The organism is Dokdonia sinensis, assembly GCF_003688895.1.
GTDB classification, from domain to species: domain Bacteria; phylum Bacteroidota; class Bacteroidia; order Flavobacteriales; family Flavobacteriaceae; genus Dokdonia; species Dokdonia sinensis.
The window spans coordinates 59,916-75,681 of sequence record NZ_REFV01000018.1 but is presented as its reverse complement, the minus strand read 5'-3'; the positions used below and the strand labels follow the sequence as shown (position 1 = coordinate 75,681).

General features: G+C 39.3%; 15 protein-coding genes and 1 tRNA gene. 6 read left to right on the top strand and 10 right to left on the bottom strand.

Annotated features, from left to right (window positions below; translation table 11 throughout):
* On the bottom strand, positions 1–1,591 hold a 1,591-nt coding region (locus tag EAX61_RS14915), incomplete at its 3' end, for a beta strand repeat-containing protein (RefSeq protein WP_201739470.1).
* 272 nt (positions 1,592–1,863) lie between these two features.
* On the opposite strand from EAX61_RS14915, the gene EAX61_RS14910 reads away from it, so the two are divergent.
* A tRNA-Gly gene (locus tag EAX61_RS14910) sits at positions 1,864–1,936 on the top strand.
* Positions 1,937–2,013: 77 nt separating this feature from the next.
* On the opposite strand, the gene pepE is transcribed toward EAX61_RS14910, so the two are convergent.
* A complete protein-coding gene (gene pepE, locus EAX61_RS14905; RefSeq protein ID WP_121918511.1) occupies positions 2,014–2,718 on the bottom strand; it encodes a dipeptidase PepE in 705 nt (234 codons plus the stop codon).
* Positions 2,719–2,873: 155 nt separating this feature from the next.
* Between pepE and EAX61_RS14900 the strand changes: the two genes are divergently transcribed.
* From EAX61_RS14900 to EAX61_RS14880, 5 genes are all read left to right on the top strand, one after another.
* Positions 2,874–3,653, top strand: coding sequence for a hypothetical protein (locus EAX61_RS14900; protein ID WP_121918510.1), 780 nt, complete (start codon positions 2,874–2,876; stop codon positions 3,651–3,653).
* A gap of 69 nt (positions 3,654–3,722) precedes the next feature.
* Positions 3,723–4,457: a peptidase associated/transthyretin-like domain-containing protein gene (locus EAX61_RS14895; RefSeq protein WP_121918509.1), complete on the top strand. Its 735-nt coding sequence runs from the start codon at positions 3,723–3,725 to the stop codon at positions 4,455–4,457.
* A gap of 14 nt (positions 4,458–4,471) precedes the next feature.
* On the top strand, positions 4,472–5,248 hold the full coding sequence (locus tag EAX61_RS14890) for a peptidase associated/transthyretin-like domain-containing protein (protein ID WP_121918508.1): 777 nt from the start codon (positions 4,472–4,474) through the stop codon (positions 5,246–5,248).
* A 69-nt stretch (positions 5,249–5,317) separates the two neighbouring features.
* Positions 5,318–5,818, top strand: a complete 501-nt coding sequence (locus tag EAX61_RS14885) for a DUF6702 family protein (protein ID WP_121918507.1) — start codon at positions 5,318–5,320, stop codon at positions 5,816–5,818.
* Positions 5,819–5,879: 61 nt separating this feature from the next.
* On the top strand, positions 5,880–8,189 hold the full coding sequence (locus EAX61_RS14880) for a M1 family metallopeptidase (protein ID WP_121918506.1): 2,310 nt from the start codon (positions 5,880–5,882) through the stop codon (positions 8,187–8,189).
* 270 nt (positions 8,190–8,459) lie between these two features.
* Here the strand turns inward: EAX61_RS14880 and pruA are convergent, their stop codons facing one another.
* From pruA to EAX61_RS14840, 8 genes are all read right to left on the bottom strand, one after another.
* Positions 8,460–10,085 carry an L-glutamate gamma-semialdehyde dehydrogenase gene (gene pruA / locus EAX61_RS14875; RefSeq protein WP_121918505.1) on the bottom strand — a complete coding sequence of 542 codons (1,626 nt, stop codon included), beginning with the start codon at positions 10,083–10,085 and terminating at the stop codon, positions 8,460–8,462.
* Positions 10,086–10,222: 137 nt separating this feature from the next.
* A complete protein-coding gene (locus tag EAX61_RS14870; protein WP_121918504.1) occupies positions 10,223–11,095 on the bottom strand; it encodes a DUF4846 domain-containing protein in 873 nt (290 codons plus the stop codon).
* Between the two features lie 112 nt (positions 11,096–11,207).
* Positions 11,208–11,660: a DUF1572 family protein gene (locus EAX61_RS14865; RefSeq protein WP_121918503.1), complete on the bottom strand. Its 453-nt coding sequence runs from the start codon at positions 11,658–11,660 to the stop codon at positions 11,208–11,210.
* 128 nt (positions 11,661–11,788) lie between these two features.
* Complete coding sequence (nqrF, locus tag EAX61_RS14860; protein ID WP_121918502.1) at positions 11,789–13,096, bottom strand: NADH:ubiquinone reductase (Na(+)-transporting) subunit F; 1,308 nt, start codon at positions 13,094–13,096, stop codon at positions 11,789–11,791.
* A gap of 3 nt (positions 13,097–13,099) precedes the next feature.
* Positions 13,100–13,834: an NADH:ubiquinone reductase (Na(+)-transporting) subunit E gene (gene nqrE, locus EAX61_RS14855; RefSeq protein WP_121918501.1), complete on the bottom strand. Its 735-nt coding sequence runs from the start codon at positions 13,832–13,834 to the stop codon at positions 13,100–13,102.
* 42 nt (positions 13,835–13,876) lie between these two features.
* A complete protein-coding gene (locus EAX61_RS14850) occupies positions 13,877–14,245 on the bottom strand; it encodes a four helix bundle protein (RefSeq protein ID WP_121918500.1) in 369 nt (122 codons plus the stop codon).
* Positions 14,246–14,363: 118 nt separating this feature from the next.
* Positions 14,364–15,011: an NADH:ubiquinone reductase (Na(+)-transporting) subunit D gene (locus tag EAX61_RS14845; RefSeq protein WP_121918499.1), complete on the bottom strand. Its 648-nt coding sequence runs from the start codon at positions 15,009–15,011 to the stop codon at positions 14,364–14,366.
* Positions 15,011–15,763, bottom strand: a complete 753-nt coding sequence (locus EAX61_RS14840; RefSeq protein ID WP_121918498.1) for a Na(+)-translocating NADH-quinone reductase subunit C — start codon at positions 15,761–15,763, stop codon at positions 15,011–15,013. The genes EAX61_RS14845 and EAX61_RS14840 overlap by 1 nt, the downstream gene beginning before the upstream one ends.
* Positions 15,764–15,766 lie beyond the last annotated feature (3 nt).

Below are 15,766 nucleotides of genomic sequence, written 5' to 3'. Positions count from 1 at the left end.
AGGTATAAGTCCCGTCACCGTTGTCTACGATTGTAGATATGGACGTATCTGAGATGAGTGTGGTCGCTCCGCTTGCATCTGTAAATATGAACTCCCCATCGTTTGCTCCCGGTACGAGGCTCACTGTCCCTGCTGAGGCATTGATCTCATCGATGGCATCCTGCACGTTTGTTGCCGTAAGCATCGATACGGTGTTGTCGTACGGATTTGAAAGCGCATTGGTGTCAATTGTAGTGGTCGCACCCGTCTCGTCGGTGTAGGTATAAGTCCCGTCACCGTTGTCTACGAGTGTAGAAAGGGAAGTGTCGCTTATAATGGTTGTAGCGCCATCTTCATTAGTATAAGTGTAGGTGCCATCATTATTATTGACTAATGAGGTTATTGTTTCCTCTATATTGATAACATCACCATCTGGTTCTGTAACAAGCGCGATTATGCGACCATCATTATTATCGGCAACAGTAACACCATTGATGCTAAAAGTTGTTGTCGCCCCAGTTTCATCAGTATAAGTATATGAGAAATTTCCGTTATCTACTAACGTAGAAATTGTAGTGTCGGAAATTAATGTTGTTGTTCCGTTTGCATCTGTAAAGATGTAAGTTCCATCCCCGTTGTCTATAAGTCCTACTGTACCAGCAGCGGCATTTATTTCGTCAATAGCATCTTGCACGTTTGTAGCAATCAATCCAGAGACCGCATTGTTATAGGGGTTTGTAAGGGCGTTTGTGTCAATAGTTGTAGTCACACCAGTTTCATCCGTATAAGTATACGTTCCATCTGTATTGTCAATCAATGTAGATATTGAAGTGTCCGAGATTAGCGTGGTCGCACCCATACTGTCAGTAAATAGATACGTGCCGTCGCCGTTATCTACAATCATTACCATCCCAGCAGCACCATTAATTTCATCTATTGCATCTTGAACATTTGTTGCATTTAATCCAGAAATGGTGTTGTCGTATGGGTTTGTAGATGCATTTGTGTCAATTGTTTGAACGCTTCCATTTTCATCAGTATAGGTGTATGTTCCATCTCCGTTATCTATGAGTGTAGAAATGGAAGTATCTTCTATTGTCGTGGTATTGCCATCGCCATCTGTAAATGTATATGTGCCATCTCCATTATCTGTTAGACCTATGTTTCCTGCGCTAGCATTTATTTCATCTATGGCATCCTGTACATTTGTCGCTATAAGCCCTGAAGAAGTTCCATCGTAAGGATTACTTTCCGCACGGGTATCTATAAGTTGTGTAGCACCAGTTTCATCGGTATAGGTGTACGTTCCATCATTATTATTAATCAGAGGGGATACCGTCTCATTTATCATCACGCAAAGGCTTGACCAAGTAGCCCCGTTGTATTGGAAAAGACATTGCTCGTCGGTATTGTATACGAGTGCTCCAGCTAACGGAGTGATAGCGTTCATCTGAACGGTAGTCACACGGGTAATCACGAGTACTCTATCAGCGCTCTCTAATTCCAATAAAGAACTACTATCAATAGTGTTAGGGTTATCGCCAACTTTTACTTGTGCAAAAGCTGAATAACCAAATGATAAAACGAATAGGAGAAGTAAAATTTTCTTCATATGATGTTGGTCTTGAATGATAAATTGACAGAAATTTCTGCAAAAATGTCAAATTTAATTAAATATACCTACGTAATATTCTCACAGTTAGGTTTCTAAATTAAGTCATTTTTTTGAATGACTGAAATCCTTATTAAGATGTAGGTATCAAAGTATTTTTTATCGCCGTAAGTGTTCTTATCATCGACAAAGTGCTGGATGAAATATTTTTGAAAATTTTTAAATTTAATTTCAATTATTTTGAAAAAAGTCTATTTTTGCATCGCTTTACTGCGGGAGTAGCTCAGTTGGTAGAGCGTCAGCCTTCCAAGCTGAATGTCGCCAGTTCGAACCTGGTCTCCCGCTCTTTAAGACCTTCACGATGTGAGGGTTTTTTTTTTGCCCTCGAAATTTATTCGGAATACGTTTTCGCGAAAGCGAGTTTAGAACGATAGTAAGCTCCCGGTTTCTATTTCAAAAGGATCTTTTCCTTTGGTAAAAATTCGGGCGGTGTGTTCGCCATGGAGTACCATTTTCTTATTGGCAACCTGAATCCAGCTACCTTCTCGCAATCCTACCACTGGGATATCATTATGCGCGTGAAATTCTTTAATACGAGTTTCCCGGGTTTCTCCCATATGAGTGTCGCCTTTTATCGGGTCGATATAATGTGGATTGATATTAAAAGGTGCCATCCCCAACGTCTTAAAACTAGGCGGATAAGCTATGGGCATATCATTAGTCGTTTGCATCGTGAGACCACAGATGTTACTTCCTGCGCTTGTGCCCAGATATGGCGTTCCTTGGTGCAGGATGGTGCGCAACGCTGGCATTACTTCGGTTTTATAGAGCATATTTACGAGGACAAATGTGTTCCCGCCTCCCGTAAAAATACCGGCTGCATCTAGAATAGCGCTCACGGGATCCTTAAAAGTGTGCAATCCCACAATGCGCTTCCCTATTTTTTCAAATGCCTTTAAGGCTACATCTGTATAGGCATCGTGAGAGATTCCGCCAGGTCTAGCATAGGGGATAAAGATGATTTCTGAGCATTCGGCAAAGTGTTTGGCCAGAGTGGGCAAGAGATATTCTAAGTAGCCACTACCGTAAATGGTGGACGTGCTGGCGATGATAAGGTTTTTTGACACGGAGGTTTACGCTTTCGCGAAAGCGTACTCATCACAAGCATACTTCCACAATTTATGTGTAAATTTAAGAAAGCCTATTAACAAAAATTTAGGCTGCATTTTAATTTTAATAAAATTACCTTGCGTTAATTAGCTATTGTAAAAAAACTAAAAATATGAAAAAAATACTATTCTTACTGCTATTTGTTGTTACTGGAGCCATTGCACAGGAACGTATAAAAATTAGAGGTCAAATTCTTGTGCCTGATGGAGATAGTCGAGAAGGGATTACGGTTTTTGATAAAAGCTCTAACGCGGGGACGATTACAGATGAGAATGGTTTTTTTACACTATCTGTAGGACTAAATGATAGGGTTGTATTTAGTGCACTACAATATAATGACGTGGTTGTAATTGTAGATGAAGGAATTATACAGAACAAAGGAATGCGGTTAGAACTTGTAGAAAATCTTACGGTGCTAGATAATGTAACCGTAAGGCCTTATGATCTCTCTGGTAATATATCTGTAGATGTTGGAAAAGTAAAAACACAAAGTTTTAATCCCATAAAGGCTACTACCATTGCCGAAATAGAAAACGATTACGAGATTGTTGCAGATGCTCAGACCTCAGTACGCAATGAAGCCATCGAAGGGCTTAACTTTCAAAATGGGTTGAACTTTGTAAACATTTTTAGAGCGATATTTCAGAAAAGTGACCATTATAAAATCGACAAAAATGCCATTGAACCTAACGTTGACGTTGTCTTGAGAAAATTGTATAACGATGCCTTTTTTCAAGAAAATATGGGTTTAGAAATAGAAGAAATAAGTCCATTTGTATTTTATGCAGAGCAAGAAGGACTTGACGCTAGCTATTTTGATCGTGGAAGGGAATTAGAACTATTAGAGTTTTTATTAGAAAAGAGCGAGTCATATAAGAAGAATAGGAATTAAGGTTTGCGGTTTTTCGTCTTCTTCTTTTTTTTAATAGTTTCAAATCTTTCTGCTCAAGATATTGTTAATTTGAGGGGTAAAGTACTCAACGATACCATAGATAAAGCATCCCTTAACTTAGTAAACATTACATTTAAAAAAGGAGCTATAACAGACTCAAATGGGTCCTTTATTATTCCTGTGAGATTACGTGATACTATAAACATAAGTGCCGTGCAATATGAGCCGAGGCAGTTTGTGGTTTCAGAGAAAATATATAGTGATCAGACCGTTTACTTTTATCTTATTCCTAAGATTACAGTTTTGCAGAATGTGGATATAAGCAATACAAATTTATCTGGTAATCTATTAAGTGATGCAACCCAAATCAAAGAGAATGCTCACCTGCTCCCTGGTGATTTAGGGCTCCAAGAAAATACCGCTCCAGAACGTACTAGAGAGGAGCGACGGCTTTACACAGGCTCCACCAGAGGGGCAGACCAAGTGGGAAGGTATAATGCCCGTTTTGATATACCTCTAGCGGCGGTTATAAATGGTATTACCGGAAAAACAAAACGTCTAAAAAAACATATTGCCGTGTCAAACTACCAAACTAAAGTATGGCAATATCGCGATCAATTTCCAGATGAATTTTATATAGAAGAATGTAATATACCTCAAGCTCTGATAGAAGATTTTGTTTATTATGCTATTGATGACGAGGAACTTCCGTCTACAGATAAGGTAGATAAGATTAAGTTATTTGCCTTCTTTATGGTTAAAGCAAAAAAGTATTTAGATTTGAGGGCTACAGAAAAGCAATAAAACAACAACATCATTTGAAACAGATTATTCTTTTATTTATAATTCTATACGGGAGTTTTACTTATGCACAGTCTGATGAAGTGATTGAACTCGAGGGGAAAGTACTTAACGATACAATAGACCGCTCTCAACTTAATGTTGTGAACCTTTCTATGCGTAAGGGAACCGCAACAAGTCTCAATGGAGAATTTACGATAGATGCTAGGCTGGGAGATACCATAAACATAAGTGCAGTGCAATATGAGCCACGGCAGTTTGTGGTAAATCAGACCATTTTTGACCGAAAGAGAATTACGATTTACCTCATTCCAAAAGTTAATGAACTAGAGGAAGTAGAGGTGAGCAATATAGACCTTTCTGGTAACCTAAACCGTGATGCTCAAAGTACTAAAGGCAAACCTAATTTATATCCAGAGGATTTGGGACTTCCTAAAAATACAGCGCCTAAGCGCACCGTGGAGGAACGTCGCTATCATACTGCCGTTTCTAGTGGTGGTGGGATTCCGCTGGATGGGTTGATAAATTCTATTACGGGCCGGCTCAAGATGCTCAAGAAACATATCGAAGTCAGCCGTTTTGAAAAGCAGATGGTAGATAACAGGCAGCGATTTTCAGACTCATTATATATGCGAGAGCTCAAGATAGCTCCGGAGAACATCGAGGATTTTGTATACTACGTTTTCGAAGACCCCAAGGCAAAGGAATTTGTAGATGTAGATGATACCTTTGGCCTACTAGAATTTATGATGGAAAAGGCACCTTTGTATAGAGAACTCAAATCACAGGAATAACGGCATACATTTTGGGCTAGGGTAATTTGTATTTATACGCTTTCGCGAAAGCGTAACAAACCACATTTAATGAGTAAATTTAAGATTATACTTTTTTTAGCGCCATTGTTTCTTTCTTTTGGCGCCCATAAATATTACCTGAGCGTAACCGATGTTACGCATAACCCCGAAGCGGAATCTCTCCAAATAATCACACGACTATTTTATGACGATTTAGAAGCTGTCCTGCAAGAACGCTATGATAAAAGTATCGTTGTAGATGCTACTGCAGACCAAGAAAAACTTGATCGTTATCTACAAAAATATATGAGAGCAAAGCTGGAGGTTTCCATAAACGGCTTTGAGCAGGAGCAGTCTTTTATAGGTAAAGAATATGAAGATGACTATGTTGTAGTTTACATTGAGATCGAGAATGTAGCAACTATTCATGATGTCTCCATAAATAATGAATTATTGATGGATCTTTTTCCAGACCAAAAGAATATGATGCATACCGAAATCAATGGTAAAAAGAAGAGCTTCCTGCTCATTAAAGGAAATGCTAAAGCCGTGTTAAATTTTTCAGAATAATTTCCCAAAGCCATCTGTGAATGCCTATTTTTAGGCACTTTAAACACCTTAATAATTATATATGAATCGTTTTAAAATAGCTTGCTTTGCAATGCTTGCGCTTTTCAGTCTTACTGTAGTAGCTCAAGAAAGTGAAGAAACTCAAAAAGAAGAACGTCAGGGAGGACACGTAAACACAAATAAGTTCCGCCAGTTGTACAATGAGATGGCAACGCCTAACCAGTACAGAACGGCTTCTGGAGCTCCTGGAAATGCGTACTACCAGAATGAAGCCGACTATAAAATGGATATCACTCTTAATGACGAGAACCAGACATTGAGCGGTTATGAAACGATTACTTACAAAAATAATTCGCCAGATGACCTTGAGTACTTATGGGTGCAATTAGATCAAAATGTACGTGAGGCAAACTCTCCTGCAAAAGAAAAAAACGGTAGCGGCATTTCTCCAGTAAACCAGACAGGCGGTTTTGTGAGTCAATTTATGGGTGAGCCTTTTGACGGAGGTTTTAAAATCTCAGCCGTTACGGCAAATGGAAAACCATTAAAGTATACCATAAACTGGACGATGATGCGTATCGATATGGCTAAGCCTTTAAAGGCTGGCGATGAGTTTACGTTCTCCATCCGTTGGAGTTATTTAATTCCTGAACACACTGTAGATCGTGCACGCTCTGGATATGAGACTTTTGCAGACGGAAACAGAGGGTATGTGATTGCACAGTTCTTCCCAAGAATGGCAGTTTACAACGATGTAGAAGGATGGCAGAATTATCAATTCTGGGGGAATGGTGAGTTTGCACTTCCTTTTGGAGATTATGAGGTAAATATCACAACACCTGCAGACCACTTACTAGACGGGACAGGAGTACTTACTAATCGTAAGGATGTGTACTCAAAAGAAGAATGGAAGCGATGGGAACAAGCGACAAAGTCGTATGATAAACCAGTAATCATTCGTACACAAGCAGAGACAGAGAAACTAGCACAAGGACGTTCTACTAAAACTAAAACTTGGAAACTTAAGGCAGAGAATGTACGTGATTTTGGTTTTGCTTCTTCACGTCGTTTCCTTATGGATGCACAAGCAGTAAAATTTCCAGAGCGTGATGTGATGGCAATTTCTATCTACCCACCAGAAGGAAACCCATTGTGGGAAGAGTACTCTACAAAGGCAGTTGTACAATCATTAGAGACTTATTCTAAATTTACATTTGATTATCCTTATCCTAAAGCTATATCTGTTCACGCAAAGGGACAAGGAATGGAATATCCTATGATATGCTGGAATTATGGTCGTCCTAACGAGGATGGCACATACAGTGATCGTGTAAAATACGGTATGATCTCAGTAATTATACATGAAGTAGGACACAACTACTTCCCGATGATTGTAAATAGCGACGAGCGCCAGTGGGGATGGATGGATGAAGGACTTGATACCTTTATGCAATATCTTACGGAGCAGGAATTTGGAGAAAAATATCCAGAGGCAATCGCACCAAATGATAAATACCCATCACGTCGCGGAGCACCATCTGCCATTGTAAACTATATGAAGGGGAACCAAGACTTCATTGCGCCTATCATGTCTAACCCTGAGAATGCTTTCCAGCTAGGAAACAACGCTTATGGTAAGCCGGCAACAGCGCTTAACATCTTACGTGAGACAGTTATGGGTCACGATCTTTTTGACCACGCGTTTAAAACTTATGCACAACGCTGGATGTTTAAGCACCCTACACCAGAGGATTTCTTCCGTACGATGGAAGATGCGTCTGCAGTAGATCTGGATTGGTACTGGAGAGGATGGTTCTATAGTACAGAAAATGTCGATATAGGAATCAAAGAGGTAAAATCTTACTATGTTACAGATAAAGCGACTAAAGAAGGTAAAGAGCTTTTAGCCCGTTATGGCGTGACTGATCCAAGTACGATTGACGCAGTTTATGTAGTTACAGAAGATAGTGAGGATTTTGATCCAGCGATGAAGGATAAATCTACACTGGAAAATGCTCCTACGCTCAACGAGTACTTAATGGATAACTTTACTCCAGAAGAGCGTGCGAAAATGGAAGCACCTAAGCACTTATACCAAATTGTTTTTGAAAAGCCAGGAGGAATCCCAATGCCTATCATAGTTGAGTATGAGTATGCAGACGGTAGCAAGGAGAAAGTTACCTATCCTGCACAAGTATGGCGTAAGAACGATGCAGAAGTAAGCAAAGCCCTTGCAACAGATAAGGAACTTGTGAAAATCACACTAGATCCAGACCTAGAAACTGCTGATGTTGATACAGACAATAACAGCTGGCCAAAACCTAAGAAGTTAGGCAAGTTTGAGCAGATGAAAGAAAAGGTGAAAGAGTAATCTTTCATTACGCTTTTCTAAGATCACGTCTTTAGCGTGAAGAGAAAATAAATAATGAAGAATCCCAATGTGAAAGCATTGGGATTTTTGTTTGGCATCGATTGACTAAAAGTGGAAGTGTCAGTAATCGCATTTTTATATTATAGATTTTTTCGGTTGTCTCTTAGCTTTTGAAGAAATAGAATTATAAAGAAAGATAAAGCCTGCTCTTAATATTAAGAGCAGGCTTTGTTTTCTATGAATTGAGCTTTCGCGAAAGCGGGAGTTTCATTACCCCAAAAACGGATAACGATAATCAGTAGGAGTTACAAAGGTCTCCTTAATCATACGAGGGCTTACCCAGCGTAATAAGTTAAGCATTGATCCAGCCTTGTCATTTGTACCCGAAGCACGCGCACCACCAAAGGGTTGTTGCCCTACTACAGCTCCCGTAGGCTTGTCGTTTATGTAAAAGTTTCCAGCCGCGTTTTGCAATGCTTTCGTTGCTTCTTGTACTGCATAACGATCTGTAGAGAGTATAGCACCGGTGAGTGCATATTCACTCGTTTTGTCTACCAGTTTAAGCATCTCGATCCAATCTTTATCCTCGTATACGTAAATGGTCATTACGGGGCCAAAAAGCTCTGTATGCATCGTTGTATAGTTAGGGTCAGTTGTTACAATGACCGTTGGTTCGATGAAGTATCCTTTTTTCTTGTCGTGACCTCCACCTACAATGATCTCTGCATTTGCATCATCTTTTGCTTGATCTATATATTTTGCCAGTTTGTCAAAAGAACCTTCGTGTATCACCGCAGTAATGAAGTTACTCATATCCTCTGGTGATCCCATTTTAAAGGACTTCACGTCTTTAATAACAAGTTTCTTTACATCCTCCCATATAGAAGCGGGAATGTACCCACGACTAGCTGCACTACATTTCTGACCTTGAAACTCAAAAGCACCACGTGAGATCGCTGTAGCTACTTGTTGCGCTGGAGCACTAGGGTGTGCCACGATAAAATCCTTACCACCAGTTTCTCCTACGATACGTGGGTAGGTTTTATAGTTGTGTATATTTTCACCTATTTTTTTCCAGATGTCCTTAAAAACGTGCGTAGAACCCGTAAAATGCAATCCAGAGAAATCAGGACTTGCAAGTACCGTGTCTGTAATCATTACGGGGTCTCCGTGTACCACTTGAATTACCCCGTCTGGTACTCCAGCTTCACGGAAAATATCAAGGATTATCTTAGCCGAAAGCATCTGACTGTCCGAAGGTTTCCACACGACTACATTGCCCATAAGAGCACAGGCAGCAGGTAGGTTTGCTGCAATGGCAGTAAAATTAAATGGAGTAATTGCATAAATGAATCCTTCCAGAGGACGGTATTCCAGTCTATTCCAAGCGCCAGATGTAGATTCTGGTTGTTCGTTATAGATATCTGTCATAAACTGAACGTTGAAACGTAAAAAGTCTATGAGCTCGCAAGCGGCATCAATTTCAGCTTGATAAATCGTTTTAGATTGATTGATCATCGTTGCTGCGTTAATCTTTGCGCGGTAAGGACCAGCGATAAGCTCTGCAGCTTTTAAGAAAATCCCTGCACGTTGCTCCCAGGGAAGCTCTGCCCATTCTGTACGAGCATCCAATGCACCAGCGATAGCCTGGTCAATATGCGTTTTTTCTGCAAGATGATATTCTCCTACAACTTTTTTATGGTCGTGTGGAGGGTGGATGGTACGCGTATCCTTAGTGCGCACTTCTTTCCCATTGATATACATCGGTACTTCTGTGTGCGCGTTAAATAATTCTTTATAAGCTGCAGCAACTTCTTTGCGCTCAGGAGAGCCTGGCGCATACGATTTTACTTCTTCGTTTACAGCGATTGGTACTTGAAAAAATCCTTTTCCCATAGTGGTTTTGTTTTAATTTTTAAGAGTAGCAAAGGTACAAAATTGATAACGCTTTCGCGAAAGCGTAAACAGGCATCATCTTCATTTTATGTGAAGTAAAAATAGGAGGTAATAAGGCAGTGTTTAAACAAGTTGTATTAGAGGAATCGAACAATCTTAAACTCTGAAAATGTATATGTAGGAATCTGCAAAGCCGAAAGTCCCTCCAAATCATACCACGGACTTAAGTCGCGATTATTGGGATTTTTTATTAAATGCACGCTTTGAGCTGGAGTGTTCCCTTGTAAAAAAACAAAATGCGGTTTTCCATTTTCGTCTCTTGCGATGTCGGCAATCATAATTACGTGGCCAGGAAAACCTGGATAAATGAGAAGATCACCTATTTTAATTTCATTTAGTGCTTTAATCTCACGAAGCTCTTGAGCAAGGGAATAGGTGCCTGCATAAGTAAATATTAAATTGAGGTAGTTGTAAAAGTTGGCCTTAGAAGCATTTGCTTTTGCGGTTTTAGAAAATGTGACTTTATTACCATTTACTTTTGGTCGAAATCCCGCTGCATATTTCTCCCAAGAACAATAATGACCGCTGGTAAATTTGAATCCTATTTCATCTTTTCTGTTGTTGTCCCATAAGTATTCGGCGCGCAATCTTATTAGGGCATCGGCGCATTGTTGCAATCCGTTAGAGGGAACGGGTAGGTCCAGAACGCCTATGTGGCCTGCCTGATAGATGTAAGGTTCGCCATCATAATTGATAACTTGGGCGTCACCAGGCTTGAGTTTATAGTTGTGGATGTAGTGAGAAAAAGTATTTTGTACTGTGTAGTCCCTTTTAAAACCTTCGGGTAATTTGATTCTGTCTTTAACCGTCATTCCATTATCATTAATGAGGGAAGTAGGAGTGAGGTATGTTGCGACGACACCTTTGACATTTTTTCCTTTTTCTGTTGTGTTGAAAAAGAGAACCGCGATTGTAGCAATAATGACGAGTGGAATTATGAGTTTTTTCATTACTGTAATAACTCACAAAAGAAGATAATGTTATTTGATACGCTTTCGCGAAAGCGTAAAATTTACAGTTGATGAGGGCAATATAAATTACATAAAAGGAAATAATGAGAATTTACTCTAGCATTCTTCTATGGTAATTAATTTGACCTAAATGATAATTAAGATGAGCATGTAAATGTAAGAGCGTAAATAACGTCCCTTTTTTTTCTTTCCAGATCTTAATGGGGAATTCTCCCTCTAACAATTGTTTGTCCAAACGCTTTAATCCTTGCTCTACAATAGTCATTGTATCATCTATTTCCCTATAGAGTTCTGTTCTTTTTACATCTCTTCCAGAGAATTCAAATATTCTGTTACGAGTGTATTCATTACCAGAGAGCCCATTTCCGACGTACGTTTTTAAATTTCCTATAAGGTGGAGGCATAGATTGCCACCAGAGTTATTTATGGATTTGTGGATTTTCCAAAGATTTGAATCTTCCGTGTAAAGCAGAATTTCCTCCTTTAGTTTGTTCAGGTCTCGGTTAAATAATATGATGAGGTTGTCGATAATAAGTTTGTGCATCTTATGAACTATGGGTTGTTGAAGTCTTAATTAAAGAAAAATGTAATTATTCGTGACAAATAGAAAACCCGATACATAACTGCATCGGGTTTTCTGTATATGAGATCCTCGTTTACGAGGGGAGTATATTATCCTCCAAAGTCATCAAAGCGTATGTGCTCATCAGGAATTCCGAAGTCTTCTCCCATTTTTTGAACTGCATTGTTCATAAGTGGAGGACCGCAGAAATAAAGTTCAATATCTTCTGGAGCTTCGTGCTTGCTTAAGTATTGGTCTATTACCACTTGGTGTATAAAACCTACAAAACCATCACCTTCGGCATCTGTGTCTTCTTTTACTTTCCAGTTGTCTTCTTCCATAGGCTCAGAAAGTGCCATATAGAATTTAAAGTTAGGGAAGTCTCTTTCTAGTTCCTTAAAGTGATCTATGTAAAATAACTCACGCTTAGAACGTCCACCGTACCAGTAAGTAACTGTACGTCCAGTTTTAAGGGTTTTGAAAAGGTGATACAAGTGAGAACGCATAGGTGCCATTCCAGCTCCACCACCTACATAAAGCATTTCAGACTCAGACTCGTTTATGAAGAATTCTCCATAAGGTCCTGAAATGACTACTTTATCACCAGGTTTCTGAGCAAAAATGTATGAGGAAGCAACCCCAGGATTAACATCCATCCATTGGTTTTTAGAACGGTCCCAAGGTGGCGTAGCAATACGTACGTTGAGCATAATCTCGCGACCTTCGGCTGGGAAGGAAGCCATAGAGTATGCACGCTCAACGGTTTCATTATTTTTCATCGTGAGTGGCCATAGACCAAACTTATCCCACTCTGCTTGAAACTTGTCTGGAGTATCGTGCTCTTCTGGGTGCGCTGTAATATCTATATCTTCATATTTGATCTCACAAGGCGGGATTTCAATCTGGATATATCCTCCAGCTTTATATCCCATATCTTCAGGAATTTCAACTACAAATTCTTTAATAAAAGATGCTACGTTATAATTACGAACAACCGTTGCGTCCCACTTCTTAATCCCAAAAACTTCTTCTGGAATGGTAATGTTCATATTCTGCTTAACCTTAACCTGACAAGCAAGACGTGCTCCATGAGCAAGTTCTTTTCGGCTAAAGTGTGGTGTCTCCGTAGGAAGAGCTTCTCCTCCACCTTCAAGCACGTGACATTCGCATTGAATACACGTTCCACCACCACCACAGGCAGATGGTAAGAAGATTTTATTATTTCCTAAAGTAGAAAGGAGCGTTCCTCCAGATTCAACTTCTACCTCTTTCTCTCCGTTTATCGTGATCTTTACAGGACCCGATGGAGAAAGTTTTTGTTTTGTAAACAAGAGTATACCTACCAAGAATAATACAAGCACTAAAAATGCTATAATTGTGGCAAGGACAACTCCAGTCATTGTTGCGGCTAAAATCATATACTAGTTTTCTTTTTCGTTAGTAATTGAAGCAACTTCAAGTGTCTTCTCTTCTTTTGCATCCTCCTTTATAACTGCAGATTCTGTTGTAGGAGAAGCTACTCCTTCATCTTCATCACCTCCAGTAAGCATTCCTCCAAAACTCATAAACCCAATCGCCATTAATCCTGTGATGATGAATGTGATTCCTAAACCGCGAAGTGGGGCAGGAACATTAGAGTAACGTATTTTCTCACGTATCGCTGCAATCGCAAGAATTGCAAGGAACCAACCGATTCCAGAAGAAATTCCATAATTGAGGGCGAGTCCAGCAGATTGTATATCTCTAGATTGCATAAATAATGATCCTCCTAAAATTGCGCAGTTCACAGCGATAAGCGGTAAAAAGATACCTAGCGAATTATAAAGCGAAGGAGAGAATTTCTCTACCACAATCTCTACAAGCTGCACCATCGTTGCAATGGTTGCAATGAAGAGGATGAATGATAGGAAACTCAAGTCATAATCTGCATACTCTGGTCCTAACCAAGCTAATGCTCCATCACGAAGAATGTACTGATCCAGGTACCAGTTAAGTGGCACGGTCACTGCAAGTACAAATATTACTGCAGCCCCCAGACCTACGGCTGTTGTTACCTTTTTAGAAACTGCGAGGTAAGAACACATTCCTAAGAAGGTGGCAAATACCATATTGTCTATAAAGATGGATTTAAAAAATAGTTCGATGTGTTCTAACATAACATTAAAAAGTGTAAAGTGTAAAGTGTAAAGTGTAAAGTACTACTTGGATCCAAATTTTTCTGGATTCAAAATCATATAATTTAACAACTTTCCTATTTCATCACAATTGTTATTTAATTCTTTAAAATTTTCTTTTTCTATATAGCCACAAGCTAAGGCGTATTCTAGCCAAGTTTGTGTTTCTCCATTTTCTCCATCACTGTCAGTAAGTTTGCTTACAAAGTGTTTGGGATAACGTCTTTTTCTATAAGCTTCTGAGATGTTTGCTGTTACACTTCTCGACGACCTTCTTATTTGGTCTGTGAGTGAGTAAATTTCTTCTCTCGGAAACTTTTTTGTTAATTCAAAGATTTCCATCGCATTATCAAAGGATTTTGAGTAAGCGAGTAAATCTTGAACCTTCTTCATTTATTTTTAAAATTTTACACTTTCGCGAAAGCATAAATATTATTTTCACTAGACACTAGACACTAGACACTAGACACTAGACACTAGACACTAGACACTAGACACTAGACACTAGACACTAATTCTCTTCGATTAAGGCTTTATTACGACTACGTTGTACCCAAATAATTAAGCCAACCACGATGAGCGCCATAGGTGATAACAACATAAATCCGTTGTTCTCGTAACCAATGCTATATAATCCTGTTTTCTCAATAGGATCTCCTAAAACTTTGAACCCAAGTAACGTACCCGAACCTAAAAGCTCTCTAAAGAAACCTATGATAATAAGGATAACTCCATAGCCTAATGCGTTTCCTATACCATCCAGGAATGATCTTGCAGGACCGTTTGCAAGGGCAAATGCCTCAAAACGTCCCATAATGATACAGTTTGTAATGATAAGTCCTACGAAAACTGAAAGTTCCTTACTCAAGCTATATGCATAAGCCTTAAGTACTTGATCCACTATAATTACGAGCGTCGCAACAACGATAAGTTGTACAATGATTCGGATTTTAGATGGGATGATATTACGCATAAGTGAAATCACTACATTACCCACGCCCATTACAAATAATACGGCGATTGCCATTACTATAGAGGCTTTAAGTTGCGCAGTAATTGCAAGTGCAGAACAGATACCGAGTACTTGAATCGTAATCGGGTTGTCGTCTGCTAGCGGATCTAGAATTAATCGCTGATCTTTTTTAGATAGTATCGCCATTATGATTTCTTATTTAGTTCTTTAATATGAGGGATGTACAACTTAAGAGTGCTCTTTATCATTGCAGATACACCATCTCCTGTAATTGTAGCTCCTGCGAGGGCATCTACCTCATTATCTGTTTTGTCGTCGTTTTTTGGGTCGTTGTTCCCTTTTGCCACGCTTATTCCAGCATATTGAGTTTTTGACATTATCTGCTCGCCAGTAAAGTCGTCCATAAAGTAACGCTCTTTAATATTAGCACCCAGACCAGGAGTTTCTCCTTTGTGATCAAAGTAAACTCCTTGAACCACAAGATCTTTATCTAAAGCAACATAACCCCAGATAGCATCCCAAAGTCCTTTCCCATACATAGGGATAACATAATACTTTCCGCCATCACGCTCTCCTATAAAAAGAGGAAGTTTACGTTCTGATTTAGAAAGCTTGCTCTGCTTCTTCATATCGATTTTAAAAGCGATAGAATCGGCAACATTATCAAGTTTTCCGTTTTGGATGATATAGCTTTCTTTAATGTAATTTTTGAATTCTGCTTCAACTTTATCTGTTGGGATAAAATTTACAGCGTTATCTCCCTCTACATTCTCGTTTACGCCCATAGCATACAGGATATTCTGTTGCTTTTCAAAGCGCTCATTCTCGCTAATTGCAGGCTTTAAACCTACAGCAAGCGCAGAAAGAATTCCACCTACAGCGATAACCATTATCGTTGCAAATATTACTGTATATACGTTTCCGTCTGTTTTAGCCATAAC

What these genes read in the sequence shown, in the direction of transcription:
- nqrE (WP_121918501.1), bottom strand. Translation starts at nt 13,834, where the DNA reads ATGTTAGAACACATCGAACTATTTTTTAAATCCATCTTTATAGACAAT.
- EAX61_RS14865 (WP_121918503.1), bottom strand. Translation starts at nt 11,660, where the DNA reads ATGCACAAACTTATTATCGACAACCTCATCATATTATTTAACCGAGAC.
- EAX61_RS14845 (WP_121918499.1), bottom strand. Translation starts at nt 15,011, where the DNA reads ATGGCGATACTATCTAAAAAAGATCAGCGATTAATTCTAGATCCGCTA.
- nqrF (WP_121918502.1), bottom strand. Translation starts at nt 13,096, where the DNA reads ATGATTTTAGCCGCAACAATGACTGGAGTTGTCCTTGCCACAATTATA.
- EAX61_RS14880 (WP_121918506.1), top strand. Translation starts at nt 5,880, where the DNA reads ATGAATCGTTTTAAAATAGCTTGCTTTGCAATGCTTGCGCTTTTCAGT.
- EAX61_RS14850 (WP_121918500.1), bottom strand. Translation starts at nt 14,245, where the DNA reads ATGAAGAAGGTTCAAGATTTACTCGCTTACTCAAAATCCTTTGATAAT.
- EAX61_RS14870 (WP_121918504.1), bottom strand. Translation starts at nt 11,095, where the DNA reads ATGAAAAAACTCATAATTCCACTCGTCATTATTGCTACAATCGCGGTT.
- EAX61_RS14885 (WP_121918507.1), top strand. Translation starts at nt 5,318, where the DNA reads ATGAGTAAATTTAAGATTATACTTTTTTTAGCGCCATTGTTTCTTTCT.
- EAX61_RS14900 (WP_121918510.1), top strand. Translation starts at nt 2,874, where the DNA reads ATGAAAAAAATACTATTCTTACTGCTATTTGTTGTTACTGGAGCCATT.
- pruA (WP_121918505.1), bottom strand. Translation starts at nt 10,085, where the DNA reads ATGGGAAAAGGATTTTTTCAAGTACCAATCGCTGTAAACGAAGAAGTA.
- EAX61_RS14840 (WP_121918498.1), bottom strand. Translation starts at nt 15,763, where the DNA reads ATGGCTAAAACAGACGGAAACGTATATACAGTAATATTTGCAACGATA.